This window comes from Halomonas sp. MCCC 1A11062, assembly GCF_021404355.1.
GTDB classification, from domain to species: domain Bacteria; phylum Pseudomonadota; class Gammaproteobacteria; order Pseudomonadales; family Halomonadaceae; genus Halomonas; species Halomonas aerodenitrificans.
Genome location: NZ_JABFTW010000014.1, coordinates 35,480 through 59,909 on the forward strand (window position 1 = coordinate 35,480; position 24,430 = coordinate 59,909).

25 protein-coding genes and 1 tRNA gene are annotated in these 24,430 nt (G+C 63.1%); 6 read left to right on the forward strand and 20 right to left on the reverse strand.

Annotated elements, in window-relative coordinates:
• Window positions 1-23: 23 nt before the first annotated feature.
• Complete coding sequence (locus HOP58_RS15050; protein WP_234260785.1) at window positions 24-1,673, forward strand: alpha/beta-hydrolase family protein; 1,650 nt, start codon at window positions 24-26, stop codon at window positions 1,671-1,673.
• Here HOP58_RS15050 and HOP58_RS15055 read toward each other — a convergent pair.
• Entirely contained in the window at window positions 1,670-2,899 is a 1,230-nt protein-coding gene (locus HOP58_RS15055; RefSeq protein ID WP_234260786.1) for a cation:proton antiporter, read from the reverse strand. The genes HOP58_RS15050 and HOP58_RS15055 overlap by 4 nt on opposite strands.
• Window positions 2,900-3,049: 150 nt before the next feature.
• Here HOP58_RS15055 and HOP58_RS23060 point away from each other — a divergent pair, with 150 nt between their 5' ends.
• Entirely contained in the window at window positions 3,050-3,172 is a 123-nt protein-coding gene (locus HOP58_RS23060) for a hypothetical protein (protein ID WP_254914129.1), read from the forward strand.
• A 27-nt stretch (window positions 3,173-3,199) separates the two neighbouring features.
• Here HOP58_RS23060 and HOP58_RS15060 read toward each other — a convergent pair whose 3' ends face one another.
• From HOP58_RS15060 to HOP58_RS15070, 3 genes are all read right to left on the reverse strand, one after another.
• Entirely contained in the window at window positions 3,200-3,799 is a 600-nt protein-coding gene (locus tag HOP58_RS15060; protein WP_234260787.1) for a hypothetical protein, read from the reverse strand.
• A gap of 28 nt (window positions 3,800-3,827) precedes the next feature.
• Window positions 3,828-4,681, reverse strand: a protein-coding gene (locus HOP58_RS15065) for an IS5 family transposase (RefSeq protein WP_234247305.1) whose coding sequence is annotated in 2 segments (ribosomal slippage) — window positions 3,828-4,331 and window positions 4,334-4,681 — 852 coding nt in all. Because the reading frame shifts where the segments join, the coding sequence is not laid out codon by codon here.
• A gap of 32 nt (window positions 4,682-4,713) precedes the next feature.
• On the reverse strand, window positions 4,714-5,277 hold the full coding sequence (locus HOP58_RS15070) for a PilX N-terminal domain-containing pilus assembly protein (RefSeq protein ID WP_234260788.1): 564 nt from the start codon (window positions 5,275-5,277) through the stop codon (window positions 4,714-4,716).
• Window positions 5,278-5,445: 168 nt separating this feature from the next.
• Here HOP58_RS15070 and HOP58_RS15075 point away from each other — a divergent pair, with 168 nt between their 5' ends.
• Complete coding sequence (locus HOP58_RS15075; RefSeq protein ID WP_234260789.1) at window positions 5,446-6,435, forward strand: IS481 family transposase; 990 nt, start codon at window positions 5,446-5,448, stop codon at window positions 6,433-6,435.
• A gap of 107 nt (window positions 6,436-6,542) precedes the next feature.
• Here the strand turns inward: HOP58_RS15075 and HOP58_RS15080 are convergent, their stop codons facing one another.
• The 16 genes from HOP58_RS15080 to rplU form a co-directional block, all read right to left on the reverse strand.
• Complete coding sequence (locus HOP58_RS15080; protein ID WP_234260790.1) at window positions 6,543-7,733, reverse strand: PilX N-terminal domain-containing pilus assembly protein; 1,191 nt, start codon at window positions 7,731-7,733, stop codon at window positions 6,543-6,545.
• Window positions 7,734-7,761: 28 nt separating this feature from the next.
• Complete coding sequence (locus HOP58_RS15085; RefSeq protein ID WP_234260791.1) at window positions 7,762-8,325, reverse strand: prepilin-type N-terminal cleavage/methylation domain-containing protein; 564 nt, start codon at window positions 8,323-8,325, stop codon at window positions 7,762-7,764.
• Window positions 8,326-8,339: 14 nt separating this feature from the next.
• Window positions 8,340-8,747 carry a type IV pilus modification protein PilV gene (gene pilV, locus HOP58_RS23170; RefSeq protein ID WP_276574766.1) on the reverse strand — a complete coding sequence of 136 codons (408 nt, stop codon included), beginning with the start codon at window positions 8,745-8,747 and terminating at the stop codon, window positions 8,340-8,342.
• 8 nt (window positions 8,748-8,755) lie between these two features.
• Window positions 8,756-9,190, reverse strand: coding sequence for a GspH/FimT family pseudopilin (locus HOP58_RS15095; protein ID WP_234260792.1), 435 nt, complete (start codon window positions 9,188-9,190; stop codon window positions 8,756-8,758).
• A gap of 5 nt (window positions 9,191-9,195) precedes the next feature.
• Window positions 9,196-9,609, reverse strand: coding sequence for a type IV pilin protein (locus HOP58_RS15100; protein ID WP_010626528.1), 414 nt, complete (start codon window positions 9,607-9,609; stop codon window positions 9,196-9,198).
• Between the two features lie 163 nt (window positions 9,610-9,772).
• Window positions 9,773-10,750, reverse strand: a complete 978-nt coding sequence (gene ispH, locus HOP58_RS15105; protein WP_103969089.1) for a 4-hydroxy-3-methylbut-2-enyl diphosphate reductase — start codon at window positions 10,748-10,750, stop codon at window positions 9,773-9,775.
• Window positions 10,751-10,830: 80 nt separating this feature from the next.
• Entirely contained in the window at window positions 10,831-11,277 is a 447-nt protein-coding gene (gene fkpB / locus HOP58_RS15110) for an FKBP-type peptidyl-prolyl cis-trans isomerase (RefSeq protein WP_086508028.1), read from the reverse strand.
• An 80-nt stretch (window positions 11,278-11,357) separates the two neighbouring features.
• The gene (lspA, locus tag HOP58_RS15115) at window positions 11,358-11,888 is read right to left on the reverse strand and encodes a signal peptidase II (RefSeq protein ID WP_103969090.1); all 531 of its coding nucleotides are present in this window, start codon (window positions 11,886-11,888) and stop codon (window positions 11,358-11,360) included.
• Window positions 11,881-14,724: an isoleucine--tRNA ligase gene (gene ileS / locus HOP58_RS15120; RefSeq protein WP_234260793.1), complete on the reverse strand. Its 2,844-nt coding sequence runs from the start codon at window positions 14,722-14,724 to the stop codon at window positions 11,881-11,883. Before ileS ends, lspA begins: the two co-directional genes overlap by 8 nt.
• Window positions 14,725-14,734: 10 nt before the next feature.
• Window positions 14,735-15,814 (reverse strand): bifunctional riboflavin kinase/FAD synthetase, encoded by a 1,080-nt coding sequence (gene ribF / locus HOP58_RS15125; RefSeq protein ID WP_234260794.1) that lies wholly within the window; start codon window positions 15,812-15,814, stop codon window positions 14,735-14,737.
• Between the two features lie 143 nt (window positions 15,815-15,957).
• Window positions 15,958-17,481 carry a murein biosynthesis integral membrane protein MurJ gene (gene murJ, locus HOP58_RS15130; RefSeq protein ID WP_141638511.1) on the reverse strand — a complete coding sequence of 508 codons (1,524 nt, stop codon included), beginning with the start codon at window positions 17,479-17,481 and terminating at the stop codon, window positions 15,958-15,960.
• A gap of 225 nt (window positions 17,482-17,706) precedes the next feature.
• Window positions 17,707-17,973: a 30S ribosomal protein S20 gene (rpsT, locus tag HOP58_RS15135; RefSeq protein ID WP_010626521.1), complete on the reverse strand. Its 267-nt coding sequence runs from the start codon at window positions 17,971-17,973 to the stop codon at window positions 17,707-17,709.
• 197 nt (window positions 17,974-18,170) lie between these two features.
• On the reverse strand, window positions 18,171-19,307 hold the full coding sequence (gene proB, locus HOP58_RS15140) for a glutamate 5-kinase (protein ID WP_026037877.1): 1,137 nt from the start codon (window positions 19,305-19,307) through the stop codon (window positions 18,171-18,173).
• A 165-nt stretch (window positions 19,308-19,472) separates the two neighbouring features.
• Complete coding sequence (gene cgtA, locus HOP58_RS15145; protein WP_234260795.1) at window positions 19,473-20,666, reverse strand: Obg family GTPase CgtA; 1,194 nt, start codon at window positions 20,664-20,666, stop codon at window positions 19,473-19,475.
• Window positions 20,667-20,750: 84 nt separating this feature from the next.
• On the reverse strand, window positions 20,751-21,008 hold the full coding sequence (gene rpmA / locus HOP58_RS15150; RefSeq protein ID WP_010626518.1) for a 50S ribosomal protein L27: 258 nt from the start codon (window positions 21,006-21,008) through the stop codon (window positions 20,751-20,753).
• A gap of 32 nt (window positions 21,009-21,040) precedes the next feature.
• Window positions 21,041-21,352, reverse strand: coding sequence for a 50S ribosomal protein L21 (gene rplU, locus HOP58_RS15155; RefSeq protein ID WP_010626517.1), 312 nt, complete (start codon window positions 21,350-21,352; stop codon window positions 21,041-21,043).
• Window positions 21,353-21,631: 279 nt separating this feature from the next.
• Between rplU and ispB the strand changes: the two genes are divergently transcribed.
• From ispB to HOP58_RS15170, 3 genes are all read left to right on the forward strand, one after another.
• Window positions 21,632-22,642, forward strand: a complete 1,011-nt coding sequence (gene ispB, locus HOP58_RS15160; protein WP_010626516.1) for an octaprenyl diphosphate synthase — start codon at window positions 21,632-21,634, stop codon at window positions 22,640-22,642.
• 136 nt (window positions 22,643-22,778) lie between these two features.
• Window positions 22,779-22,855, forward strand: a tRNA-Pro gene (locus HOP58_RS15165).
• Between the two features lie 235 nt (window positions 22,856-23,090).
• Window positions 23,091-24,422 (forward strand): diguanylate cyclase, encoded by a 1,332-nt coding sequence (locus HOP58_RS15170; RefSeq protein ID WP_234260796.1) that lies wholly within the window; start codon window positions 23,091-23,093, stop codon window positions 24,420-24,422.
• The last annotated feature ends 8 nt before the right edge of the window (window positions 24,423-24,430 follow it).

Below are 24,430 nucleotides of genomic sequence, written 5' to 3' on the forward strand. Positions count from 1 at the left end.
ATTTTTCTCAATAGATGATGCCCATGCACCCGAGAATCCGCAGCGCTCTCAGGCACTTTTCCACGGCCGGCCTTCTGCTCGGCACGCTGCTGTTCGCCTTTTCGCTCACTCCCAGCCTGCTGCCACGGCCCACCTACGCCCAGGGCATCGTCTCGGGGCTCTCCTTTTCGGCTGGCTATGCGCTGGGCTTCATCGCCCACTGGCTGTGGGACTACCTGCAGCTGCCGCGCCCCCGCTCGCGTATCGAGCGGGTCATCAAGTTGACGGCGGCCGGCCTCTGTACGCTCATCGCCGTGGCCTTCCTGTGGCAGGCCTCGGCCTGGCAGAACCGCATCCGCGACCTGATGGGACTGGAGGAGGTCAGCGGCATCCGCCCGATCAGCATCGCCGTGATCGCCCTGCTGCTCTTCGTGCTGCTGTGGCTACTGGTCAAGCTGTTCCGGCTGACCTTTCGCTTTCTCGCCCGCAAGATGCGCCGCTTCGTGCCGCATCGGATCTCGAACCTGCTGGGCGTGATCGCCGCCGCGGCGCTGTTCTGGTCGGTCATCGACGGGGTCATCTTCACCCTGGCCCTGCGCGCCGCCGACAACTCCTTTCAGCAGATCGACGAGCTGATATTGGATGACCTGCCACCGCCCACCGATCCGATGAAGACCGGCAGCGAGCACTCCTTGATCAGTTGGGAAGCGCTCGGCGGACGCGGCAGGCGTTTCGTGACCCAGGGCCCTTCTGCCGACGACATCGGTGCCTTCCTGGACGCAGAGGCCGTGGCCATGGATCCGGTGCGGGTCTATGTGGGCCTGAGTGCAGCGGATACGCCCGCGGAGCGCGCCCAGCTGGCACTGCAGGAACTCCAGCGGGTCGGCGCCTTCGAGCGCTCAGTGATGGTGCTGGCCACCCCCACCGGAAGAGGCTGGGTCGATCCGGCGGCACTGAACACGGTGGAGTATCTACACCGCGGCGACATCGCCACGGCCACCATGCAGTACTCCTACCTGCCCAGCCATCTGGCGCTGCTGGTCGAAGGGGATTACGGCGCCGAAAACGCCCGCGCCCTGTTCACCACCGTCTACGCATACTGGAGCGGACTGCCCGAAGACGAGCGCCCCCGGCTCTATCTGCACGGCCTCAGCCTCGGCTCGCTCAACTCGGATCTGTCGTTCGACTTCTACGACATCATCGACGACCCCTTCCACGGTGCCTTGTGGAGCGGGCCACCCTTCCGCAGCGACACCTGGCGCACGGTCACCCGGGAACGCGATGGCGGCTCGCCCTCGTGGCTGCCCACCTTCCGCGACGGTGCCGTGGTGCGCTTCATGAACCAGTACCAGGGACTGGACGCCGCGAATGGCGACTGGGGCGATTTCCGCATCGCCTACCTGCAGTACGGCAGCGACCCGATCACCTTCTTCGAGCCGCGCATTCTCTATCGCGAGCCGGAGTGGCTGCGCGAACCACGAGCCCCCGACGTGCTGCCCGAACTGCGCTGGTACCCGGTGGTGACCATGCTGCAGCTGCTCGGCGATCTGGCCGTGGGTCGCGCACCGCCCGGCTACGGGCACACCATCGCCGCCGAGCACTACTTCGATGCCTGGGTGGCACTCACCGAGCCGAACGGGTGGGGCGAAGCAGAGCTGGAGCGGCTGAGAGAACACTTCCGCGAAGTGCGTTAACCCTTGCCACGCCGCCAGCGCCCATAGCGATAGGCCAGCGGCGCCGCGGTCATGCCGTGGGCGAGCATGGACGCCACCACGATCAGGGTGCCCACCGTCCATGCCAGATCGTAGCCGGTTCGACTCGATATGAAGGTGGCGTAGTAGAGCGCCGATACCCCGATGGGGCCGAACCAGCCCATGATCAGGGTGATCGGCAGGTCGCGCATCGCAGGCAGCCAGGGTTTGAGCAGTAGAATCGCCGGCAGACGACGCAGCAGCAGTATCAGCAGTGCCAACAACACCCCCTGCGGGCCCAGCGCCCACCACTCGGCCCATGGAGCGATCAAGCCGAACAGCACGAAGATCGGCATGGTCAGCAGAATGTTGACCGCTTCCTGCACGTTGTCCTCTTCACTGCGCTCCTTGCCCCCCACTTCCTGATCGAAGGCCAGACCCGCCGCAAAGACCCCGAGAATGCTGTTGGTGCCCAGCAGCTCACCCAAGCCCAGCACCAGCAGCGTCAAGGCCAGGGTGATCGAAAGAAAGGAGGGCTGATCGAGATAGCCGCGCTCCTCCGACCACTGCAGTGCCCGTCCTGTCACCCAACCGAGAGCCACCCCGATCAATATCCCACCGCCGACCTCCCACAGCCAGATAGTGACGAACCAGTCGAACCAGGCATCGCCTGCGGGCAGGGTCAGCAGCAGCACCGGCAGCAGCACCAGCGGATATGCCAAGCCATCGTTGGCGCCGGATTCGCTGGAAAGCAGATGGCGGAAGCTCTCGGGTAGGTTCTCCTTGGCCACACCGCCGGTCACGATCGAAGAGGCCACCACCGGATCCGTGGCGCAGATGGCCCCGCCCACCAGCAGCGCCATGAGCAGCGGCCAGCCCATGACCCAATGGGTGAGCAGCGAGCTGATCAAAAACATGGCCGGCATGCCCGCGGCCAGAAGCACCAGCAGCGAACGCCAGTGTACGAAGGGATAGCTGGGCGGCAGGCGCAGCGCGATGCCCATCAGGCTGATGCCCAGCGTCAGGCGGGCCGTCTGCTCGAGCATCTGCTTACCATCGCCCCAAGCCATCGGATTGAGCACGTTCAATCCGTGGGGGCCCAGCGCCACACCGAACAGGAAGGCGGACAGCGGGGCGGAAAGCCAGGAGCGATCCAGCGGGCTCGACAGCAGGCCCACGACCAGTACCAGCCCTCCCACGACGGCGAGAGCGACGTTCAGCTGCTCCATGCCAACTCCTTCGGCTCCTTGCCCGGCTACTCATAACCTAGGCAAACGTGCCCCAGACGTAAACCGAGCAGCCGACCACGGCCGCTATTGCGCGACACGCCCGACCTGCCCTAAAGTAGTTTCATCATCAACTAAACGGGAGGCAGCAGGATGGACGACAAGTCACGCAAGAGCGTCATCAGACGCATCTACGTTCCCACTCACGTGCGTCGTCTTCCCGATGGCGAAAAGGTGACCGTGCCGGGTCACTACCGCAAGCCCAACGGGCAATGATCTCCAGGGCCTCTCGACGAGGCCCTCTCACTGCCAGGCAACGATACGCGGCTCCGCCTCGATATACGCATCGCGGTTGGTCACGTTGTTGATGCTGGTGAAGTTGATGCCACCTGTGCTGTGGATGAAGCTACCGCTTACGATGGAGCCATACAGTCTTGAGGTTCCACTCTGGCTGACATGGCCGCCGGCCCAAAAGATCCCGTAGTTGTCAGTACTACCCGAGAACTGAATATTGCGACCCGCCACGACGAACAGTCCAATTTCGGTATTTGCTGGACTGGTAGTTGTCGTCGCGCCCCTCATGGCGACGCTCTGCGTCGCTACTAGGGTAATCTGACGACCTTCCACACTACCGCTGCCCACCGACATATTACCGTCGCAGAAGACCGTAGCTCCATGAGCCAGCGTACTGAGATTGACGTCGCAACTGTAGATGATGCCCGGCCGGTTGCGGTACTCTTCAAAGACGGCCGGGTGATAGCGCTTATAGCAGTGAGGTGGCGGCGTGGCCCGGGTGCACTGCGACATATCCTCCTCACCAGGACGCTGGCCGGGTAGCGGCACCTCCACCATGCGGTCGCCCCCCGATGTGATGAAGCCACTCTGGTCATCGCCGACCCTCATGCTGACGATGCTGTTGGAATGTACGACGTTAGGCTTTGTCTGAAAAGTCCGCACGCAGGCAACGGTCTATGCACGCCAGGCATACCATGGCCTTGAAGCTGCTGGCCAACTTGTCAAAGCGGGTGCAGATTCGCCGTAGTTCTTTCATCCAGCCAAAGTGGCGCTCGATGATATTCCGCTGCCGGTACTTCGGCTTATCGAACCCTCTGGGCAGCCCTGGCCGTGGTTTCCGGTGTATCTTTCGGTTGCCGATGATAGGTTTCATTCGGTGACGGTCGCAGTAACGACGCAATTCATCACTGTCGTAGCCTTTATCTGCCACCACATAGCGACAGCGCTTGCGAGGCCGGCCTGCCGGGCCAGGGACACTCACGTGCTCCATGGTTGGCATGAAGTGACGCGTATCCGAGTCCTGCCCAGGTGACAGCGTGAACGCCAGAGGCAAGCCGTGGGCATCGCAGACCATGTGGATTTTGGTGGTCAAGCCACCACGGCTGCGGCCCAGCGCATGGTTTACCGGTTCGTCAGGTCCCCCTTTTTACCGCCTCCCGAAGCGGCCCGTGTTGCCCGGATTGTCGTCGAGTCGATCATCCATGTGTCCAGATCCATCAGGCCATCCTCACGCAGCCGCAGCTGTAGCCGGGTCAGGATGGCCTCGAAAGTGCCATCATCGCGCCACTGTCGGAAGCGATCGTAGACCGTCTTCCAAGGACCATAGCGCTCGGGCAGATCACGCCATTTGGCCCCTGAGCACAGGATCCAGAAGATCCCGTTCAACACCTGCCGGTCATCACGGCGCGGGCGGCCCATGGTTTGAGGCGGTGAAACGATATCTTCGATCAGGGACCACCCGTGGTCGGAGATCTCGTAGCGTCCTGCCATATGTCACCTATGCAGCTGCGGCATAGGAAAAATTAGCACATTCGACTTTTCGGACAAAGCCTAGGGTCGATGCTGCCGTCCTCCCTTTGGGCAGGCGTCAAGGTGGAAGTGCCAGTGACTGTAATATCACCGGCACTTAGCAGCCCGCGGGTAAAAGCCGGGGCGGGAATTTCTCTGAACTCCACTCGCGCCACCACGGGCATGCTGCTGGCCACGGTGTGGTCACCCTCACGTATTGCCCCCATGGCGACGATGTAATACTGACCGCCGACTCGCACGTAGCGAAAGGGGCAGCGCAGGTTGCCGCGGCAAGGCCCGGCGCGGCTGCCGGGATAGAACGACGCCCAGCCCTGGGCCGTCAATGCTTCCAGAGCGGCGATGGTGACGAAATCGCCCGCAGTGAGGTGTTCGCCGCCCTCGCCCCAGGCGTAGGAAACGGCCTCCTCGGCGCCCATTTGAGCCAGACTGGCAGCACGATGGTTGCCGGCAAGGCGCTCGTTCACGAGAGCGGACTGGTAGCCCGACAGGCCCAGCATCAAGGTAATGGAGAGTAGCGACAGAACGATGATGAGCGCGGCACCGTGCTGCTGGTGCATGCATGCCTCCCTGGCAAGGACATCGGACATAGCCTCCGGGTGCCTATCCTGGCTTCCGGACTGTCAACTTTCCTAGCTGTAGGGTCCCGGATGATCAAATGAGTCTTAGGAGTTATCCTCTGCTAGCGGCCAGAGGGCTTCTTCAGCAATTCATCCGGGAGCAGGTTCATGGACATCAAGCTTCATAAACAAGCCACCACGACACCGAAGATCCGAGCGGAGATCCAGGCGGCTCCCTCCAGCATCACGGATAGCGAGCTGGCCCGCCAGTATGGCGTTGCCACCGCGACCATCCGGCGCTGGCGTTACCGTGACGACGTCTATGACCGACCGCATACTCGTCACAACCTGTTGGCCACGCTCACTCCCGATCAGGAGGAAGTGCTGATTGCGGCTCGTGAATTCCTTCGCCTCGGCCTGGATGACCTCCTCGTTGTGGCGCGTGAATTCCTGAACCCCAGCTTGTCACGCTCCGGCCTGCACCGCATGCTCAAGCGGCGCGAGGTGCCGACACTGGCAGAACTGGCTCGACAGGACGCCGGCGGTGACGAGAAGCCCCGGCATAAGCCCTTCAAGGACTACGAGCCGGGCTACGTGCATATCGACATCAAGCACCTGCCTCAGATGCCCGACGAGAAGCAGAAACGCTACCTGTACGTCGCCATCGACCGTGCCACGCGCTGGGTCTACCTGGAGGTCAGGTCCAGCCAGTCCGCGAAGGATGCGCGGGCGTTCATGAAGCGGGTGAAGGAGAAAGCACCTTTCAAGGTCCAGACAGTGCTGACCGACAATGGCAAATCCTTCACTGATCGCTTCACGCGGGCGGGTGAGCGCAAACCCAGCGGTCGCCACCCGTTCGATCAGGAGTGCCAGGCCCATGGTATTGAGCATCGTTTGATCAAGCCGGGGAGGCCGCAAACGAATGGCATGGTAGAGCGCTTCAATGGCCGTATCAGCGACGTGCTGGCGACTCGGCGCTATGTCTCAGGCGAAGATCTGGAGCAGACGCTAAAACGCTACTGTTGGCTGTACAATCACCATATTCCGCAGAAGGCGCTGCACCATCAATCCCCGATCGCGGCGATGAAAGAATGGCAGGCCAAGCGGCCTGAATTATTTTCCAAACGGGTAGTCAATCACACGGGACCCGACACCTAGCCCTTGTCAGGGTAGATGGAATTCAGCATATCGACAAATTAACCAGTCCCGCATAAAACCACACTCGAAACCTTCACAATATCAATCGACATCCCCCTTTGGCATAGTTAAAAACCACCGCCCCACGAGAGAACTTTAATCTCAGAAACAACTCCCTGAGCTTCATTGAAAAAATCGCAAGCGCCCCCCATCACCAAACAAGCATTATCAATTGACCTAAAATCGTAGTTATAGAGCGCATTGCCGCCACCAGAAAAAGAAATATTAGCACCTGGTTGAGAAAAAGAATACTCCCCCTCACCGACTTCAAATGCCCCATTAACATTGCTTATATTATCGTAAAACACCTCTCCATTAGAGGAGTTTACTTTTGAATAAGGAGAGATCAATATCGAACCATTAAACTCCCCTTGACCTCCCCCACCACCACTAACCTTATAGTCCCCCAACACAATAATAATCCCATCAAAGGAAGGAGTGCCCGAAAAATCAACATCACCGTTAACAACAAGAACACCGCTTCCAGAGAAGTTTCCAGAAGATGTAAAATCTCCATTAACGAAAGTTAACCTGGCATCCTCAACCTCTCCGGTCTTAGCTCCAAAGTCTATTGTATCGCCAGGAGAAAAAACTCGACTCTCTTTAACGGCCACCCCCCACAAAGCACTCATAAACCGATGAAATTCATTAGCGTCTTTAAGAAGATCCACTCCAATCTCATCAGATATACCACCTTTGTAATTAGATATTCTATTCTTGCTAATATTATCTTCTATAAAACCTTTGTAACCTGCTGTGGAAATGGCAGGGCTGGTGACACCTAAAACCGTTTCCCCTTCTACTCCAAAGGAATTTGAATTAGGTGAATCGAAAGAATTTATATGCCCTGGCAAAGTAATCGGTGACAAGCTTAGCAAGCCGCCCAACTTATGGTAAAAAACTTCAACATTTCTTTCTGAAATGATATCTTGACCAGCCAGCGTATAACCATCACTTACAAGGCGAAAAAGATTACCAGACCCCATTTGACATATTGTATATTGGTATTGGACATGAGCACTTAGCGTGGCAGTTACCACTGACTCAACGCCGCAAACTGGCGCGCTGAAACGATTCTCACTTTGCAAAGCCGTTGATGCACCATACTCCGCAGCCATCATCGCCAGAGAGCTTGACCGATAGTTACCAGCAAGGCGCTCATCGATCTGCGACGACTGCATGCCGGAAATTCCCAGCATGAGCGACATCGCCAGCAGCGAGAGAACCACCACCAGTGCTGCACCTCGTTGCTTTTTCATACTTCCCCCGCGCCCGTGCAGGCATTTTTTATTCTATGGCCTGGTTTCGATTGACGGCGTTGAACGTGAACGAATCCGTCTCGCCATTCCGCCCCGCCATCAGTTGGAAGCTGATCTCCCAGACGCCATCATCGATCTCTTCGGCAAAGAAGCCGTCTTCGTTGAAGGCGGTCACCAACGGCTCGAATGCAGCATTGGACGGGGCGCTCTCGCACTCCTGCCCCATATTGAGAGACCAGCCTTCGTTGGCACTGATTGCCGCCTGACTGAGGCGGTAGACGCGAACCACCGTTCCACTACAGCTTGCCATATCGCCGTTGTTAGGAAACCAGATCGTCAGTTCGTTGCTGTTTGGGTCATAAAGAATGTCATCCGCTCTGCGGATATCACGAATCAGCGTTTCCGTGGCAAAGGTCAGCGCTGCCTGCTTGTTGCTCAGTAGCTCGATCTGGCGAAAGGTCTGGAAACCCATGAGAAACAGCTGCCCGGCTCCCAGGATGATGATCAGACCGATCACCAGCGCCACCATCAGCTCGACCAGGGTGAAACCTGCCTGGCTCGATGCATTTGTGGGAGCGGCTGGCCGAAGCATGGGGCAAGGATCTCTCATAGCTCTGGCAGCCGGAACTGGTAAACGAAGGCATCACCACTCTCGCCATCCGAGTAGCGATCTTCCTGCCAGGAGATGGATACGATGTATTCACAATCGGAAGCGCCGGAGCCGACATTGCTCGCGTCATTGGTCAACACCCTTCCCGTACCGAACCATTGCCCCAACCAACCCCCCTGGATGTCGCCGGCTGCCGGACAGGCGCCGTTGCTTGCCAGCCCTGCCCATGCCCTTTCCTGGGCGTCGATGGCGGCCAGACTCACCACCGCACGCTGATAGCCCATATGGGCACTCTGCAACGCCCTGAGCTGCATGGCTGCCACGCCCAGCAGGCCGATGGAGAGCACCAGAACGGCAATCAGTGCCTCCAGCAGAGTGAAACCCGATTGAGCATGGCGTTGCATGGCGCTCCTCAACTCGTCGGCTTACCGATGCGGCCGGCGGTGCTGACCTGCAGATCCAGGCTGCCGGCGCCGGAGTGGTTTATCGTGATGTCGCAGCCCGACGTGCAGTTCGCACGTCGTCCCAGGGCGTTGAAGGTAATGTTCGTGCTCGTGAGACTGACCTGTCCGCCCCGCGCGGAGCGGATTGCGAGGTCACTGTTGTCAGCGGTCGTGATCCGGTACTCCCAGGGACTCGTCTGGGTCACACGAAAGGTTACCTCTTCCCTGCGCTTGATGGCCTCGCTGCGGGCCTGATTGAGACCGGTCAGAATCACGTTGTAGTCACCCGCCAGCTGATTTCTGGCCATCATGCCCTGGAAGCCCGGCACCGCAATCGTCGCAATGATTGCCATCACCGCAATCGTCACCAGCAGTTCGATCAATGTGAAGCCGGAGTTCTTCATGGCATTCACCAGCAGCCTGCAGGGCTTCTCACCCCTTGGTGGTTCAGGGTCAAGGCGCCGGTGCAGCCATCGGGGCCGCGGCCACTGTTAAGCGCTGCCGTGAGGGTATAGGTCGAGGCCGTACTCGCCAGGCTGATGCCGTAATTTCCGTCGGGGGAGTTCGTGATGACGTTGCAATTGGCGTAGGAGTTGTTGACCGTGTAGCAGCGTTCCAGCTGCCCTGCCGCCTCCATCAACCCGGCATGGGCATCCGTGCGCGTTGCGCGCTCCACATAGCCCCGGTAACTAGGCACCGCAATCGACGCCAGGATGGCGATCACGGCCACCGCAATCATCAGCTCGATCAGGGTGAAGCCGCCCTGCGCGCTGACCGGGGCGTGCCGGGGATGTCGTCGAGCGTGGCTGGCGTAGCGGGTCACTCGGCGCTCCTCCGCGTTCGGTTACACTTGGTTTCAGTATGTATCATGACAACGCCGCCTGCTAGGAGCGTCATGAAAAAAGCCGGGGCAGGCCCGGCTTGGTCGTCTCGTAAAGCATGAGTCAGCTCATGCGTCGGGAATGAGATCCTTGCTTCGCGCCTGCTCAGGATAGCGAATCGCTGGCGATCACGCGCTCACGCAGCTCCCGCGGCATCGAGAAAGTGATGGTTTCCTCACGGCCGGCGAGCTCTTCCGGCGCTTGTGCCCCCATCCCCTGCAGCCGCTCGATCACGCCCTTGACCAGCACTTCCGGCGCGCTGGCCCCGGCGGTGATACCGATGGCGTTGACGCCCTGCAGCCAGGCCGGGTCGATCTGGCTGGCGTCGTCGATCAAATAGGCCGGCGTGCCGACCCGCTCGGCCAGCTCGCGCAGGCGGTTTGAGTTGGAGCTGTTGGGGCTGCCCACCACCAGCAGCAGCTCGCAGCCGGCGGCAAGCTCGCGCACCGCATCCTGACGGTTCTGGGTGGCGTAGCAGATGTCGTCCTTGCGCGGCCCCTGAATCTCGGGAAACTTGGCGCGCAGGGCGTCGATCACCCGCGCGGTGTCGTCCATGGAGAGCGTGGTCTGGGTGACGAAGGCGAGCCGCGCGGGGTCCTTCACCTCGAGGCGCGCGACGTCTTCCTCGTCCTCGACCAGGTAGATGGCACCGCCGTGGGCGGTATCGTAGCGCCCCATGGTGCCTTCGACTTCGGGATGCCCGGCATGACCGATCAGAATGCACTCCTGGCCCCGCTTGGCGTAGCGCAGCACCTCCATGTGCACCTTGGTGACCAGCGGGCAGGTGGCGTCGAACACCTTGAGACCGCGCCGCTCGGCATCCTCCTGCACCGCCCGGGAAACGCCGTGGGCGGAGAAGATCACGATGACGTCGTCGGGCACCTCGTCGAGCTCCTCGACGAAGACGGCGCCGCGTTCGCGCAGAGTGTCGACCACGAAGCGGTTGTGCACCACCTCGTGGCGCACATAGATCGGCGGGCCGAACACGTCCAGTGCGCGGTTGACGATCTCGATGGCGCGATCGACACCGGCACAGAAGCCGCGGGGATTGGCCAGTCGGATTCGCACGGGATTAGCTTGCATGGTTACGTCGCCTTGATGCGTCGGAGCATCGGTAGAAACAGATAAAACGTAGAAAGCGCTGAGTCTCGTCGTTAACAAACTCAGTGTGTCTGCGCGGGCCTGACATCCAACACTTCGACCTCGAAGGTCAGGGTACGTCCGGCCAGCGGATGGTTGAAGTCCACTTCCACGTTGCGCTCGTCGGCAGCGATGATCACGCCGGGCAGTTCACCGCCGGCGGGGTCGGCAAACGACATCACCGTGCCCACCTCGGGCTCGATCTCCTCGAAGTCGTCGCGGCTGAGCATCTGCACGTTCTGCGGATTGCGCTGACCGAAACCATGCTCGGGAGCAATCTCGAAGCTGCCGCTCTCGCCCCCTACCAATCCTTTCAGCGGGCGTTCGAACCCTGGCGGCAGGTTGCCGTCGCCCACCTGGAAGGTGGCCGGCTGCTTGTCACGGGTGGAGTCGACCACGGTGCCGTCCTCCAGCTTGAGGGTGAAGTGCAGCGTCACTTCCATGCCCTCGTCGATGCGAAATTCGCTCATCGTTGCTCTCGCTCAGTCGGTCGTACGCGTTCGCTCATGCACGTTTGGTCGGGGCTTGCCAAGCAGCATAGCAGTTGGGCTCAGCCGCGCCGCCGGGCCTGCTTGCGGCCCTCGAAGACGGATTCCCAGATCAGGCCGATGGCCCCAAGGGTGATGCCGATGTCCGCCACGTTGAAGGCCGGGTAGTACCAGCCGGCCACGTGGAAGGAGAGAAAATCGACCACGTAGCCGTGCACCAGGCGATCGTAGAGGTTGCCCAGGGCACCGCCGATGATCAGCGCCAGCGAGGCGCCGAGCAGCTTCTCGTCGGCCTTGAGCCGGCTCATCCAGATCGTCAGGCCCACCGTGGCGCCCACCGCGATGATGGCGAAGAACCAGCGCTGCCAGCCGGGATGGCCGGCCAGGAAGCTGAACGCCGCCCCGGTGTTGTGCAGCAGCGTGAGGTTGAAGAACGGCAGCACCTCCACCGGCTGGCCGTAGCTCAGCACGCTGGACATCAGTGCCTTGGTGCCGAGGTCCAGCACGACCACGGCGGCGGCCAGCCACAGCCAGCGCAGCGGCTTGCTCATCGGCGGCACCGAAGTGCCGCTGTCATCCTGCTTGTTACGCATAGTGGCGAGTCTCACCCGGCCCCTCCGGTAAATTGCTGATACAGCGGCCGCACAGGTCTGCGTACTCGACGTGGCTGCCCACGTCCTCGCGATGGTGCCAGCAGCGCTCGCACTTCTGGTGCGGGCTGGCGGCCACCGCCACCTTCAGGCCCGCCAGTTCGGTGGCCTCGGCATCTTCCACATTCTGGCCCTCGGCCAGCGGCGCCAGCCGCACTTCGCTGGTGAGCATCACGAAGCGCAGCTCCTCGCCCAGCTTGGCCAGGGTCGAGCCGAGCGTCTCGTCGACGAACAGGGTCACCTCGGCGGCCAGACTGCCCTTGATCACCTTGGCGTTACGCGCATCCTCCAGGCACTTGTTGACTGCCTGCTTGACCTCGAGCACCTGCTCCCAGAATTCGCGCCCCATCTCGGCATCCGGCGCCAGCGTGGAGAGGCCGTCGTAGTAGGTCTCCAGCAGCACGCTGTCGCCCTTGGCGCCGGGGATGTTCTCGTAGATCTCCTCGGCGGTGAAGCTGAGAATCGGCGCCACCCAGCGCGACAACGCCTGGACCACGTGGTAAAGCGCGGTCTGACAGCTGCGCCGGGCCAGTGAGTCGGCCTGGGTGGTGTACTGGCGGTCCTTGATCACGTCGAGGTAGAAGCCACCTAGCTCCCGCGAACAGAAGGTATGAACCTGCTGGTAGACGTCGAGGAAGCGATACTCCTCATAGGCCTTCTCGATGCGCGCCTGGAGCTGGGCGGCACGGTCCACCACCCACTGGTCCAGTGCCAGCATGTCGCCGAAGGCCACACTGTCGCGGGCCGGATCGAAGCCGTTGAGGTTGGCCAGCAGGAAGCGCGCGGTGTTGCGGATGCGCCGGTAGACGTCGGCGGTGCGCTTGAGGATCTCGTCGGAGACCGCCATCTCGCCCGAATAGTCGGTGGAGGCGACCCACAGGCGCAGGATATCGGCGCCCAGCTTGTCCATCACCTCCTGCGGCGCCACCACGTTGCCCATCGACTTGGACATCTTGCGGCCCTGGGCGTCCACGGTGAAGCCATGAGTCAGCAGGCCGCGGTACGGCGGGTGGCCGTCGATGGCGCAGCCGGTCAGCAGCGAGGAGTGGAACCAGCCGCGGTGCTGGTCGGAGCCCTCCAGGTAGAGGTCGGCGCGGGGGCCGGCCTCATGGCCGTGGGGATGCGAGCCGCGCAGCACGTGGCGGTGGGTGGTGCCGGAGTCGAACCACACGTCGAGAGTGTCGGTGACTTTCTCGTACTGTGCCGCCTCGTCGCCCAGCAGCTCGACCGGGTCGAGACGGAACCAGGCGTCGATGCCCTCGCGCTCGACGCGCTTGGCGGCCTCTTCCATCAGCTCGACGGTGCGCGGGTGCAGCTCGCCGGTGGCCTTGTGCAGGAAGAACGGGATCGGCACGCCCCAGTTGCGCTGGCGCGAGATGCACCAGTCGGGACGGTTGGCGATCATGGCGTGCAGCCGCGCCTGGCCCCAGGCCGGGGTGAACTGGGTCGCCTCGATGCCCTCCAGCGCCCGCTCGCGCAGGGTGCGCCCATCTTTCCCTTGGAGGTCCATGCCCACGAACCACTGCGCCGTGGCGCGATAGATCACCGGGGTCTTGTGGCGCCAGCAGTGCATGTAGCTGTGGGTGATGACCTTGTGCGCCAGCAGGGCGCCGACCTCACGCAGCTTGTCGACGATCTGCGGATTGGCCTTCCAGATCAGCTGGCCGCCGAAGAACGGCAGGTCGTCGGCATAGACGCCGTTGCCCTGTACCGGGCTCTTGATCTCCTCGAACGCCATGCCATGGGCACGACAGGTGACGAAGTCGTCGACGCCGTAAGCCGGTGCTGAGTGGACGATACCGGTGCTGCCCACCTCGGACTCGACGTAGTCGGCCAGATAGACCGGCGAGAGACGATCGTAGAACGGGTGGCGGAATTCGATCAGGTCGAGCGCCTGGCCCTTGGCGGTAGCGATCACTTCGCCCTGGAGCTCGTAGCGCTCCAGGCAGCTCTCGACCAGCTCCTCGGCCAGCACCAGCAGGCGTTCGCCGGTATCGACCAGAGCGTAGGTGAACTCGGGATGCACGTTGAGCGCCTGGTTGGCCGGCACGGTCCAGGGCGTGGTGGTCCAGATCACGATGGCGGCGGGCTTGGGCAGCGACGCCAGACCGAAGGCGGCAGCCAGCTTGGCCTCGTCGGCGGCCGGGAAGGCCACGTCGATGGCATCGGACTTCTTGTCCTGGTACTCCACCTCGGCCTCGGCCAGGGCCGAGCCACAGTCGAAGCACCAGTTGACCGGCTTGAGGCCCTTGAACACATAGCCGGCTTCGACCATATCGGCCAGAGCACGGATCTCGCCGGCCTCGTTGGCGTAGTCCATGGTGCGGTAGGGGTGGTCCCAGTCGCCGATCACGCCCAGACGCACGAAGTCGGCGAGCTGGGTCTGGATCTGCGAGGCGGCATACTCGCGGCACAGGGCCCGCGCCTGCTCGGGCTCGAGGTGCTTGCCGTGGGTGGTCTCCACCTTGTGCTCGATGGGCAGACCGTGGCAGTCCCAACCGGGCACGTAAGGGGCGTCGAAGCCGGCCAGATTCTTCGACTTGACGATGATGTCCTTGAGGATCTTGTTGACGGCGTGACCGATGTGGATGCTGCCGTTGGCGTAGGGAGGGCCGTCGTGCAGCACGAAGGCCTCGCGGCCGCGACGCTCTTCACGCAGGCGCTGGTAGAGCTTCATGTCCTGCCACTGCGACACCCGACCGGGCTCGCGCTGAGGCAGGTTGCCGCGCATGGGGAAGTCGGTTTCGGGCAGGTTCAGTGTGTGCTTGTAGTCGCTCATATCCTGGGAGTCAGCCGTCGTCGTGGTCGGCGGAACGTCCCGCCGAGGATTCGAAATTAACGGTCTCGCGCGCCAGCGGCGCCGAAGCCAATGGAAGTGAGTCGTCTGTCAGGCCAAGCTCCCTGGCCCCCTGGCACTCATCGGTAAACTGGCACTCATCGGCAAAATAGCGCCGGGCGCGCGCCTGGTCGGCGGCGATCTGCTGCCTGAGAGCAGCGAAGTCATTAAACTTCACCTCGCCGCGCAGCCTGGCGCAGGGAAACACCGTGAGCCGCTGTCCGTAGAGATCGCCGTCGAAGTCGAACAGGTGCACCTCCAGCACCGGCCGGTCACTGCCCACCGTGGGACGCCAGCCGATATTGGCCACGCCGGGGCAGCGGCGCCCGTCGGGCAGTTCGGTCACCACTGCGTAGACGCCACGCAGCGCCAGGGGCAGTCGCGGCAGCGGCAGGTTGGCCGTGGGCACGCCGATGGTACGCCCCAACTGCTTGTCGGCGACCACGCGGCCGCCGAGCCGATAGGGCCGGCCCAGCATACGTGCCGCCTGGGCGAAGTTGCCGCTGGCCAGCAGGGTGCGCACCCGGGTACTGGAGACACGCTCGTCGTCCAGAGCGAAGGTGCGGGTGTGCTCGACGCCGTAGCCTTCACGCCCGCGCCGCTCCCCCTCTTCCGCCAGCAGGCTGAAATCGCCGCTGCGGTCGCAGCCGAAGCGGAAGTCGTCACCCACCACCAGGTGGCGTACTCCCAACCCTTCGACCAGCACGCGGTCGATGAATTCCACCGCGGTGAGGCTGCGCAGGCGCTCGTTGAACGGCAGGCAGAGCACGTAATCGACCCCGCTCTCGCCCAGCAGGCGCACCTTCTCGCGCAGGCGGGTCAGCCGCGGCGGCGCCTGATCACCGGCGAAGAACTCTCGCGGCTGGGGCTCGAACACCACCACCGTGACCGGCAGGCGCAGCTTCGAGGCCTGCTCGCGGCACTGGTCGAGAATCGCCTGGTGGCCGCGGTGTACGCCATCGAAATTGCCGATGGTGGCCACGCAGCCGCGATGCTCCTCGCGCAGATTGTGCAGTCCTCGAATGACTTCCATTCAGTCTTCACTAAGCCTTCTGGTTGAAAAACGTACAAAGGGGAAGATTATAGCGAACCCCAGTTCCCTTGACAGCCGGCTACCCAATATCACGATATCGAACGAGCGGGCTGTCCCGGAGGCAGGCCTTAGCCTGCTACCTACTATCCTTTCATCCGAAAATGTCGCGGCCTGACCCCCAGCGCCGCCAGCCAGGCGAAGTAGATCGCCGCACCGACCACTACCAACAAGGCCAGCCACTGTACCCGCGTCGCAACGCCCCACTCGAGCCACTGCTGCCACTCCGGCGCCAGCCAGGCCAGGCCCACACTCATCACCACGCAGCCGCCCACCAGTTGCACGGCATAGCGCCCCCAGCCCGACTGGAACACCAGCACACCCTGCTTGTGCAGCAGCCAGCCCAGCAGGCCGGCGTTGAGGAAGGCCGACAGCGCCGTGGCCAGGGCCAGGCCGGCGTGGGCCAGCGGCCAGATCAGGATCAGGTTGAAGACCATGTTGGCGACCATGGCGATGATGCCGACCTTGACCGGCGTCTTGGTGTTCTGGCGGGCGAAGAAGCCCGGTGCCAGCACCTTGATCAGCATGAAGGCGACCAAGCCGAAGGCGTAGGCGCGCAGACTCATGGCCGCCATGACGATGTCGTGCTCGGTCATGGCACCGTAGTGAAACAGCGAGATCAGCAGCGGCTCGGCAAGGATCGCCAGGGCCAGCGCCGCCGGCAGACCCAGCAGCAGAACGGCACGCACCGCCCAGTCGAGCATGGCGGCGAAGTGCTCGCCCGATTGCTCGGCGTGTCGCTTGGAGAGCGCCGGCAGAATCACCGTACCGATGGCGATGCCGAACACCCCCAGCGGCAGCTCCACCAGGCGGTCGGAGTAGTAGAGCCACGACACGCTGCCCGGAGTGAGCAGCGAGGCCAGCACGGTATCCAGCAGCAGGTTGATCTGCGACACCGAGACACCGAACAGCGCCGGCGCCATCAATATCAGGATGCGCTTCACGCCACTGTGGGCGAAGTTGGGCCAGGGTCGCGGCATCAGCCCCAGGCGCGCCAAAAACGGCACCTGGAAAGCGAGCTGGGCAAAGCCGGCAATCAGCACGCCCCAGGCCAGTGCCATGGCCGGCTCGCTCATCAAGGGCGTGAGCAGCACGGCGGCACCGATCAACGAGAGGTTGAGCAGCACCGGCGTGAAGGCCGGCACGGCGAAGCGGTTCCAGGTGTTGAGCACGCTGCCGGCAAAGGCAGTGAGCGAGACCAGCAGCAGATAGGGAAAGGTCAGCCGCAGCATGTCGGCGGTGAGCGCCAGCTTGGCCGGGTCGCGACCGAAGCCCGGGGCAAAGACCCACACCAGCCAGGGTGCGGCGAGCATGGCCAGGGCGGTGATCAGCGCCAGCACCGCGGTGAGGCTGCCGGCCACGGCGTCGAGCAGCTCGCGCACTTCGCGCTTGCTGCCGCGAGTGGCGTACTCGGAGAGCACCGGCACGAAGGCCTGGTTGAAGGCCCCTTCGGCGAACAGGCGGCGCATGAAGTTGGGAATCTTGAACGCCACGAAGAAGGCGTCGGCACCGTTACCGGCACCGAACAGGGTCGCCACCACCACGTCACGCACCAGCCCCATGACCCGCGACACCATGGTCATGACACCCACTACCAGGCCGGAACGCATCAGCCCGCCGGCCTTGGGCGCCACGGCACGGTCGTCATCGGCCACCAGGGGCACGCTCGACTTCGCTGAATCGGGCAACTTCTCGGGTTCCGTCACCGCTCCCATCCTCGACCATCAAGCCTTGGCTGGCATGCAGACACAAAAAAACCGGCCGCAGCCGGTTTTTCACGAGCGTTGCGAACGTGGCCCAAGGGCCGGGTTCGCGACGTCTCCAGGCGACCGGCTTTACGCAGCCAGCGCCTTAATTCGCTTGTTCAGGCGGCTCTTCAGGCGTGCAGCCTTCTTCTTGGAGAGCACGTCCTTGTCGGCGATGCGGTCGATGATCGGCTGCGCCTTCTGGAACTCGGTCATGGCGGTGGCGTGGTCGCCGCCGTTGATGGCCTTGATGACGCGCTTCACATAGGTACGCACCATGGCGCGCTGGCTCGCCTTCAGAACACGACGGCCTTCCGCCTGACGGGCACGCTTGCGGGCTTGCTTGCTGTTTGCCACTGACTATCTCCTGGAAAACTTTGACGCCGCCCGGTCTGGGGCGGCATCGATAACGATTTGTCCGGCTTGGAAATTTCGCTTTCCTGCCGGCCTGGCCATCTCGCCAACGCGAAGGTTGTCGACGGGCCGTGTCTGAGAGGATGGCGCATACTACCACAGGTGCACGGCGTCATGCTACAGGCCGCGCAAACACTGCCTCAAAGCACCACCAGGTTGTCGCGGTGGATCAGCTCCGGCGCCTCCATGTAACCGAGGATCGCCTCGATCTGATGGCTAGGCTGGCCGAGAATTCGACGCGCCTCGTCGGCGCCGTAGTTCACCAGTCCCTTGGCGATGCGCTGTCCCTGCTCATCGACACACAGCACCATGTCGCCACGCACGAAGTCGCCCGACAGCGCCTTGACCCCCACCGCCAGCAGGCTCGAGCCGCTGCCGCGCAGCACCTTCACCGCACCGGCATCCAGCGTGAGGCTGCCACGCACCTGCAGCTGGCCGGCCAGCCAGCGCTTGCGAGCCGCCATGGGGGCCTCTTCAGGACGCAGCAGGGTGCCCAGCGATTCACCGGCGGCCAGCCGGGTCAACACCTCGGGCTGACGCCCGCTGGCAATCACCGTGACGGCACCGGAGCGGGCTGCCAGCCGGGCTGCCTGAATCTTGGTGGTCATGCCGCCGCGGCCGAGCGCACCGCCGCCGCCGGCCATGGCGGCCAGCACCGGGTCGTCGGCACGCCCTTCGCTGATCAAGGTAGCCGCAGGATTGTGGCGCGGGTCGGCGTCGAACAGTCCCTCCTGGTCGGTGAGGATCACCAGCGCCTCGGCCTCGAGCAGGTTGGCCACCAGCGCACCCAGGGTGTCGTTGTCGCCGAAACGGATCTCGTCGGTGACAACGGTGTCGTTCTCGTTGATCACCGGGATTACGCGCAGGTCGACCAGGGTGCGCAGCGCCGAGCGCGCATTGAGGTAGCGCTTGCGGTTGGAGAGATCGTCATGGGTCAGCAGCACCTGGGCAGTGAGCAACCCATGGCGGGCAAAATGGTGCTCGTAGCACTGGGTCAGGCCGTTCTGGCCCACCGCGGCGGCGGCCTGCAGCTCGTGCACCGCCGAAGGTCGGGCCTGCCAGCCCAGCCGCACCATGCCGGCCGCCACCGCGCCCGACGACACCAACACCACTTCGAGCCCCTGACGATGCAGCGCGGCGATCTGGTCCACCCAGCCGCCAATGGCCGCCTCGTCGAGCCCACGCCCATCGTTGGTCAACAGCGCACTGCCAATCTTCACCACTACCCGGCGAGCGCCACGCAGCGCATCGCGACCCGGAACCCGCTCGTTGCTCACCTGTTCACTCTCCAACAAGGCTGCTGCGATTCCCCAACCTTGAGACACTGCGCGAGCGATGGCCAGACTAGGCAAACCTTGGCGAAAGAGCGGAGTTTGCTGTTGCAAATGAGCATCTTGAGCCAAGGTTTAACGACGTATGGCCGAGCGCAGCCAGTGTTCCACCTAGGGGGCGTATTCGACCTCGACATCGTAATCATCATCGTCGAAGTCATCGTCATCGTCGTCCTGATCGCGACGCTTGCGCCGGCGACCCAGCCTCGCTTCGGTGCGCGCCACCGCCTCGGCCTCCATGCGCTCGCGCATCTCGCGCTCGTGCTCGGCGACCTCCTCGTCCTCGTGCTCCAGTCGGCGCTGGTCGGTGAGCCAACGATGGGCTGCCTGCACCAGGGCATCGGTGCCCTCGCCGCTAATGGCCGAGATGCGGAACACGGGGCCCGTCCAGCCCAGCCCCTCGACGATGGCGGCTACTCGCGCTTCGCGCTCCTCTTCAGGCACGAGGTCGAGCTTGTTGAGCACCAGCCAGCGCGGGCGCTCGGCCAGGGTCGGCGAGAACTGCTCGAGCTCGTGGGCGATGGCCCGGGCCACCTCGACCGGATCGGATTCGTCGAAGGGCGCCACGTCGACCACGTGAAAGAGCAGGCGGGTGCGCGTCAGGTGCTTGAGGAAGCGCAGCCCCAGCCCGGCGCCGTCCGACGCCCCCTCGATCAGCCCCGGCACGTCGGCCATCACGAAGTGCTCGTGCATGCCTAGCTTCACCACACCGAGGTTGGGCACCAAGGTGGTGAAGGGGTAGTCGGCCACCTTGGGCTTGGCCGCGGACACCGAGCGGATCAGGGTCGACTTGCCGGCATTGGGCATGCCCAGCAGGCCGACGTCGGCCATCACCTTCATCTCCAGGCGCAGGTTGCGCCGCTCGCCGTCGGTGCCGGGCGTGGTCTTGCGCGGCGCCCGGTTGGTCGACGACTTGAAGTGAATGTTGCCGAGCCCACGGCGACCGCCCTGGGCTACCAGCACCTGCTGTCCGAGTTCGGTGATGTCGGCAATCACCTCGAGGGTGTCTTCGTCGATCACCGTGGTGCCTACCGGCACCTTGACCACCAGGTCGCTACCGGCGCGGCCGCTCATCTGGCGCCCCTGGCCGGGGCGACCGCTCTCGGCCTGATAGAAGCGCTGGAACCTGAAGTCGATCAGCGTGTTGAGGGCATCGTCGCCCACCAGGTAGACGCTGCCGCCATGCCCGCCGTCGCCGCCATCGGGACCACCCTTGGGCACGTATTTCTCGCGGCGGAAGCTCAGGCAGCCATTACCGCCCCTGCCCGCTTCCACGATGATCGAGGCTTCGTCGACGAACTGCATTGTGACTCTCCCGGCGGATACTACCGCCATGATACAAGAAGGCCCCGCCTGAGCGGGGCCTTCCAGTTACCAGTTCGTGCGTTCTCAGGCAGAGACGACGCTGACGAACTTGCGGTTCTTCGGACCCTTGGTCTCGAACTTGATCACACCGTCGCTCAGGGCGAACAGGGTGTGGTCGCGACCGATGCCGACGCCGGTACCGGCGTGGAAGCGGGTGCCGCGCTGACGCACGATGATGTTGCCAGCGGTGACGACCTGGCCGCCGAACAGCTTGACACCAAGGCGTTTGGATTCTGAATCGCGGCCGTTACGGGTAGAGCCGGCTGCCTTCTTATGAGCCATTGCAAAGTCCTCGCTCGTTAAGGGGAAGCCGCTTAGGCGGAAATCCCAGTGATCTTGACTTCAGTGAACCACTGACGGTGGCCCTGACGCTTCATGTGGTGCTTGCGACGACGGAACTTGATGATGCGGATCTTCTCGCCACGGCCGTGGGAAACGATCTCGGCAGCCACCTTGGCACCGTCGACCAGCGGAGCGCCGACGGTCACGTCGTCGCCGTTGGCAACCAGCAGCACCTCATCGAACTCGATGGTTTCGCCGGTGGGGATTTCCAGCTTCTCGAGCTTGAGGGTCTGGCCTTCCTGAACGCGGTACTGCTTGCCACCGCTCTTGATAACAGCGTACATGTATCTCTCTCCAGAACTCATCGGGGTTGGCTCTTCATCGGCCTGCTTCGAGTGGCGCCCCTTTCGGCAGCCATCTGACAGGGAGCGTGATGAGTGGGCCGCGCATTATAACCGCGCCCCGCGGGCCGTTCAAGCACTGAGCACGCTCGCCGAGACAATGCCGCAACCACCCACCGCGGCGCAGCTTGACGCCCACATGGGGGGGCCATAGCATGAGCCGCAGCCCAAGGCCACTGCCATGTCCGGCATGCCGGCCCAACAGCCCGATGACACTGTCTCATGCCAGCCAACGCCTCTTCCCGTTCGACTGACAGCAACACCACCGCCTCTTCGTCGCTGCACGCGGCGGTCGCCGACGATTTTGCCGCGGTCAACCGTACCATCAAGGAGCAGCTGGCATCTCGGGTGCCGCTGGTCGAGACAATCGGTCAGTACATCATCGCCAGCGGCGGCAAGCGGCTGCGTCCGTTGCTGGTACTGCTCGCCGCCCGCGCCCTGGGCTATCAGGGTGACAAGCACATCTCGCTGGCCACGCTGATCGAGTTCATGCATACCTCGACCCTGCTGCACGACGACGTGGTCGACGAATCTCACATGCGCCGCGGCCGCGCCACCGCCAACGACGCCTGGGGCAACGCCCCCTCCGTGCTGGTAGGCGACTACCTCTATTCGCGCTCCTTCCAGATGATGGTGGAGATCGGCTCGCTCAAGATCATGGGCATTCTCTCCGGTGCCACCTGCGTCATCGCCGAGGGCGAGGTGCAGCAGTTGACCAACGTGGGCAACCCCGATGTCGACGAGGCCACCTACTTCGAGACCATCCAGGGCAAGACCGCCATGCTGTTCGAGGCCGCCACCCACAGCGGCGCGGTGCTGGCCGAGGCCGACCCGCAGCAGGAAGCAGCGCTGCAACTCTACGGTCGCTACCTGGGGCTGGCGTTCCAGCTCGTCGACGACCTGCTCGACTACCAAGGCGACGCCAAGGCCATGGGCAAGAACGTGGGCGACGATCTGGCCGAGGGCAAGCCGACCCTGCCGCTGATCCAGGCCATGGCCGCCGGCACCCCGGACCAGGCCCGGACGATCCGTCAGGCCATTCGCCAGGGCGGGCTCGAACGGCTCGACGAGGTGCTGGCCATCGTGCGCGATACCGGCGCGCTGGACTACACCCGGGCACGGGCCGAAGAGATGTCGGCCAAGGCGCTGGAGCAGCTCGACTTTCTGTCTCCCAGCCGCTACCGCGACAGCATGGCCGACCTGGCCCGACTCGCGGTGGAACGCCAAAACTGAAGGTGGAACAGCACCGCCGCGGGGGGCTTGCAAGGCCATGGCTTTTGCGTATAATGCCCATCCGTCGGCTCCTGGAGCCGACACCGAGCATCGCCCAAAAGCGGCTCGAAAAGGAAATAACAGAGTAAGGAAGTAACGGAGTATAGCTCAGCTTGGTAGAGCGCTGCCTTCGGGAGGCAGAGGTCGTAGGTTCGAATCCTGCTACTCCGACCAAAGAATTCATAAGGGCCTTGCAAGCGATTGCGAGGCCTTTTTCGTTGCTTCGCCCACCGTTTTGCCATCCAGCTCCCATCGAGAGCCGACATCTACGTGAACACACCGTAAAAAGGCGCTATGCTGCGCGGCCGGGTCGCCAGACTCCGGCTGGATAAACGCTACAAGCCAAGGAATACAAGCAAAACCATAAGAGACTTGTGCTAGAACAAGTCCTACTCGTACGGAGGTGCTCGTGAAGAACGGCGAGCATGAAGCAGCGCATGGCGGCAGCGAAAGCGAGCACGCCATGTTCCACCCTTACTGGCCCGACGCCGATCTCGAGACGCTGCGTGCCAAGTTCTATCAGCTCTACATCGCCGTGGAGCAGAGCCCGGCGGCCACGGCAATCACCGATACCGAAGGGCGCATCGAGTACGTCAACCGGCGCTTTCTCGAAGTGACCGGCTATTCCCGCGAAGAGTTGATCGGCAAGACTCCGGCCATGATCCAGTCGGGCATGACCCCAGATCACGTCTACCGTGAGCTGTGGCAGACCCTGCGCAGCGGCCGGGTGTGGCGCGGTGAATTGCAGAACCGCAAGAAGAACGGCGAGCTCTATTGGGAAGCCGAAACCATCACTCCGGTACGCGACGACAGCGGCCGGATCGTGCGTTTCGTGGCGGTGAAGGAGGACATCACCGAGCGCAAGCGTCAGGAGGAGGAGCTGCGGCTGCTCGCCAGCGTGTTCCAGACCGGCCAGGCCACGCTGATCACCGATCCCGACATGCGCATCGAACGGGTCAATCAGGCCTTCACCGACATTACCGGCTACCTGCCGGAAGAGGTGATCGGCGAGACCCCTCGACTGTTCAAGTCGGGCCGTCACGACAAGCACTTCTACGCTCAGCTGTGGCAGGCGGTACTGGAAACCGGCCACTGGCAGGGCGAGATCTGGAATCGCAACAAGTACGGCGACATCTATCCGCTGTGGCAGGCGATCACGGCCGTGTACGACGACAACGGCAGGATCCGCCACTTCATTGCCGTCTTCCACAACATCGCCGAGCGCAAGCGCCTGGAAGAGGAGCTGGAGCAACAGGCCACCCGCGACCACCTGACCGGCACTCAAAACCGCCGCGCCTTCGATGTGGCCATGCGCAAGGCAGTACGCCAGGCCGAGCGCAGCGACAACACCTTCTCACTGCTGCTGTTCGACATCGACCACTTCAAGTCGATCAACGATCAGCACGGTCACGACACGGGCGACCTCATCCTCAAGCGTCTGGCCACCCTGGTCGGCCAGACCCTGCGCAGCACCGACCTGCTGGCACGCTGGGGCGGCGAGGAGTTCGCCATCCTGCTGCAGGACACCACGGCGCAAGGAGCCTCGATCTTCGCCGAGCGGCTGCGCCAGCAGGTGGCAGAGACCCTTCTGCACGGCCTGGCCGTGACTATCAGCCTGGGGATCGCGGAATACCGCCGGGGCGACGGCCCAGAGGCGATACTGGCACGCGCCGATAGCGCCCTGTATCGTGCCAAACGCTCGGGGCGCAACCGGGTGGGAATCGCCGACGCCCAGGAGTGATGCCACCG

What these genes read in the sequence shown, in the direction of transcription:
- HOP58_RS15050 (WP_234260785.1), top strand. Translation starts at nt 24, where the DNA reads ATGCACCCGAGAATCCGCAGCGCTCTCAGGCACTTTTCCACGGCCGGC.
- HOP58_RS15055 (WP_234260786.1), bottom strand. Translation starts at nt 2,899, where the DNA reads ATGGAGCAGCTGAACGTCGCTCTCGCCGTCGTGGGAGGGCTGGTACTG.
- HOP58_RS23060 (WP_254914129.1), top strand. Translation starts at nt 3,050, where the DNA reads ATGGACGACAAGTCACGCAAGAGCGTCATCAGACGCATCTACGTTCCC.
- HOP58_RS15060 (WP_234260787.1), bottom strand. Translation starts at nt 3,799, where the DNA reads ATGAGGGTCGGCGATGACCAGAGTGGCTTCATCACATCGGGGGGCGAC.
- HOP58_RS15070 (WP_234260788.1), bottom strand. Translation starts at nt 5,277, where the DNA reads ATGCACCAGCAGCACGGTGCCGCGCTCATCATCGTTCTGTCGCTACTC.
- HOP58_RS15075 (WP_234260789.1), top strand. Translation starts at nt 5,446, where the DNA reads ATGGACATCAAGCTTCATAAACAAGCCACCACGACACCGAAGATCCGA.
- HOP58_RS15080 (WP_234260790.1), bottom strand. Translation starts at nt 7,733, where the DNA reads ATGAAAAAGCAACGAGGTGCAGCACTGGTGGTGGTTCTCTCGCTGCTG.
- HOP58_RS15085 (WP_234260791.1), bottom strand. Translation starts at nt 8,325, where the DNA reads ATGCTTCGGCCAGCCGCTCCCACAAATGCATCGAGCCAGGCAGGTTTC.
- pilV (WP_276574766.1), bottom strand. Translation starts at nt 8,747, where the DNA reads ATGCAACGCCATGCTCAATCGGGTTTCACTCTGCTGGAGGCACTGATT.
- HOP58_RS15095 (WP_234260792.1), bottom strand. Translation starts at nt 9,190, where the DNA reads ATGAAGAACTCCGGCTTCACATTGATCGAACTGCTGGTGACGATTGCG.
- ispH (WP_103969089.1), bottom strand. Translation starts at nt 10,750, where the DNA reads ATGCAAGCTAATCCCGTGCGAATCCGACTGGCCAATCCCCGCGGCTTC.
- fkpB (WP_086508028.1), bottom strand. Translation starts at nt 11,277, where the DNA reads ATGAGCGAATTTCGCATCGACGAGGGCATGGAAGTGACGCTGCACTTC.
- lspA (WP_103969090.1), bottom strand. Translation starts at nt 11,888, where the DNA reads ATGCGTAACAAGCAGGATGACAGCGGCACTTCGGTGCCGCCGATGAGC.
- ileS (WP_234260793.1), bottom strand. Translation starts at nt 14,724, where the DNA reads ATGAGCGACTACAAGCACACACTGAACCTGCCCGAAACCGACTTCCCC.
- ribF (WP_234260794.1), bottom strand. Translation starts at nt 15,814, where the DNA reads ATGGAAGTCATTCGAGGACTGCACAATCTGCGCGAGGAGCATCGCGGC.
- murJ (WP_141638511.1), bottom strand. Translation starts at nt 17,481, where the DNA reads ATGCGTTCCGGCCTGGTAGTGGGTGTCATGACCATGGTGTCGCGGGTC.
- cgtA (WP_234260795.1), bottom strand. Translation starts at nt 20,666, where the DNA reads ATGCAGTTCGTCGACGAAGCCTCGATCATCGTGGAAGCGGGCAGGGGC.
- rpmA (WP_010626518.1), bottom strand. Translation starts at nt 21,008, where the DNA reads ATGGCTCATAAGAAGGCAGCCGGCTCTACCCGTAACGGCCGCGATTCA.
- rplU (WP_010626517.1), bottom strand. Translation starts at nt 21,352, where the DNA reads ATGTACGCTGTTATCAAGAGCGGTGGCAAGCAGTACCGCGTTCAGGAA.
- ispB (WP_010626516.1), top strand. Translation starts at nt 21,632, where the DNA reads ATGCCAGCCAACGCCTCTTCCCGTTCGACTGACAGCAACACCACCGCC.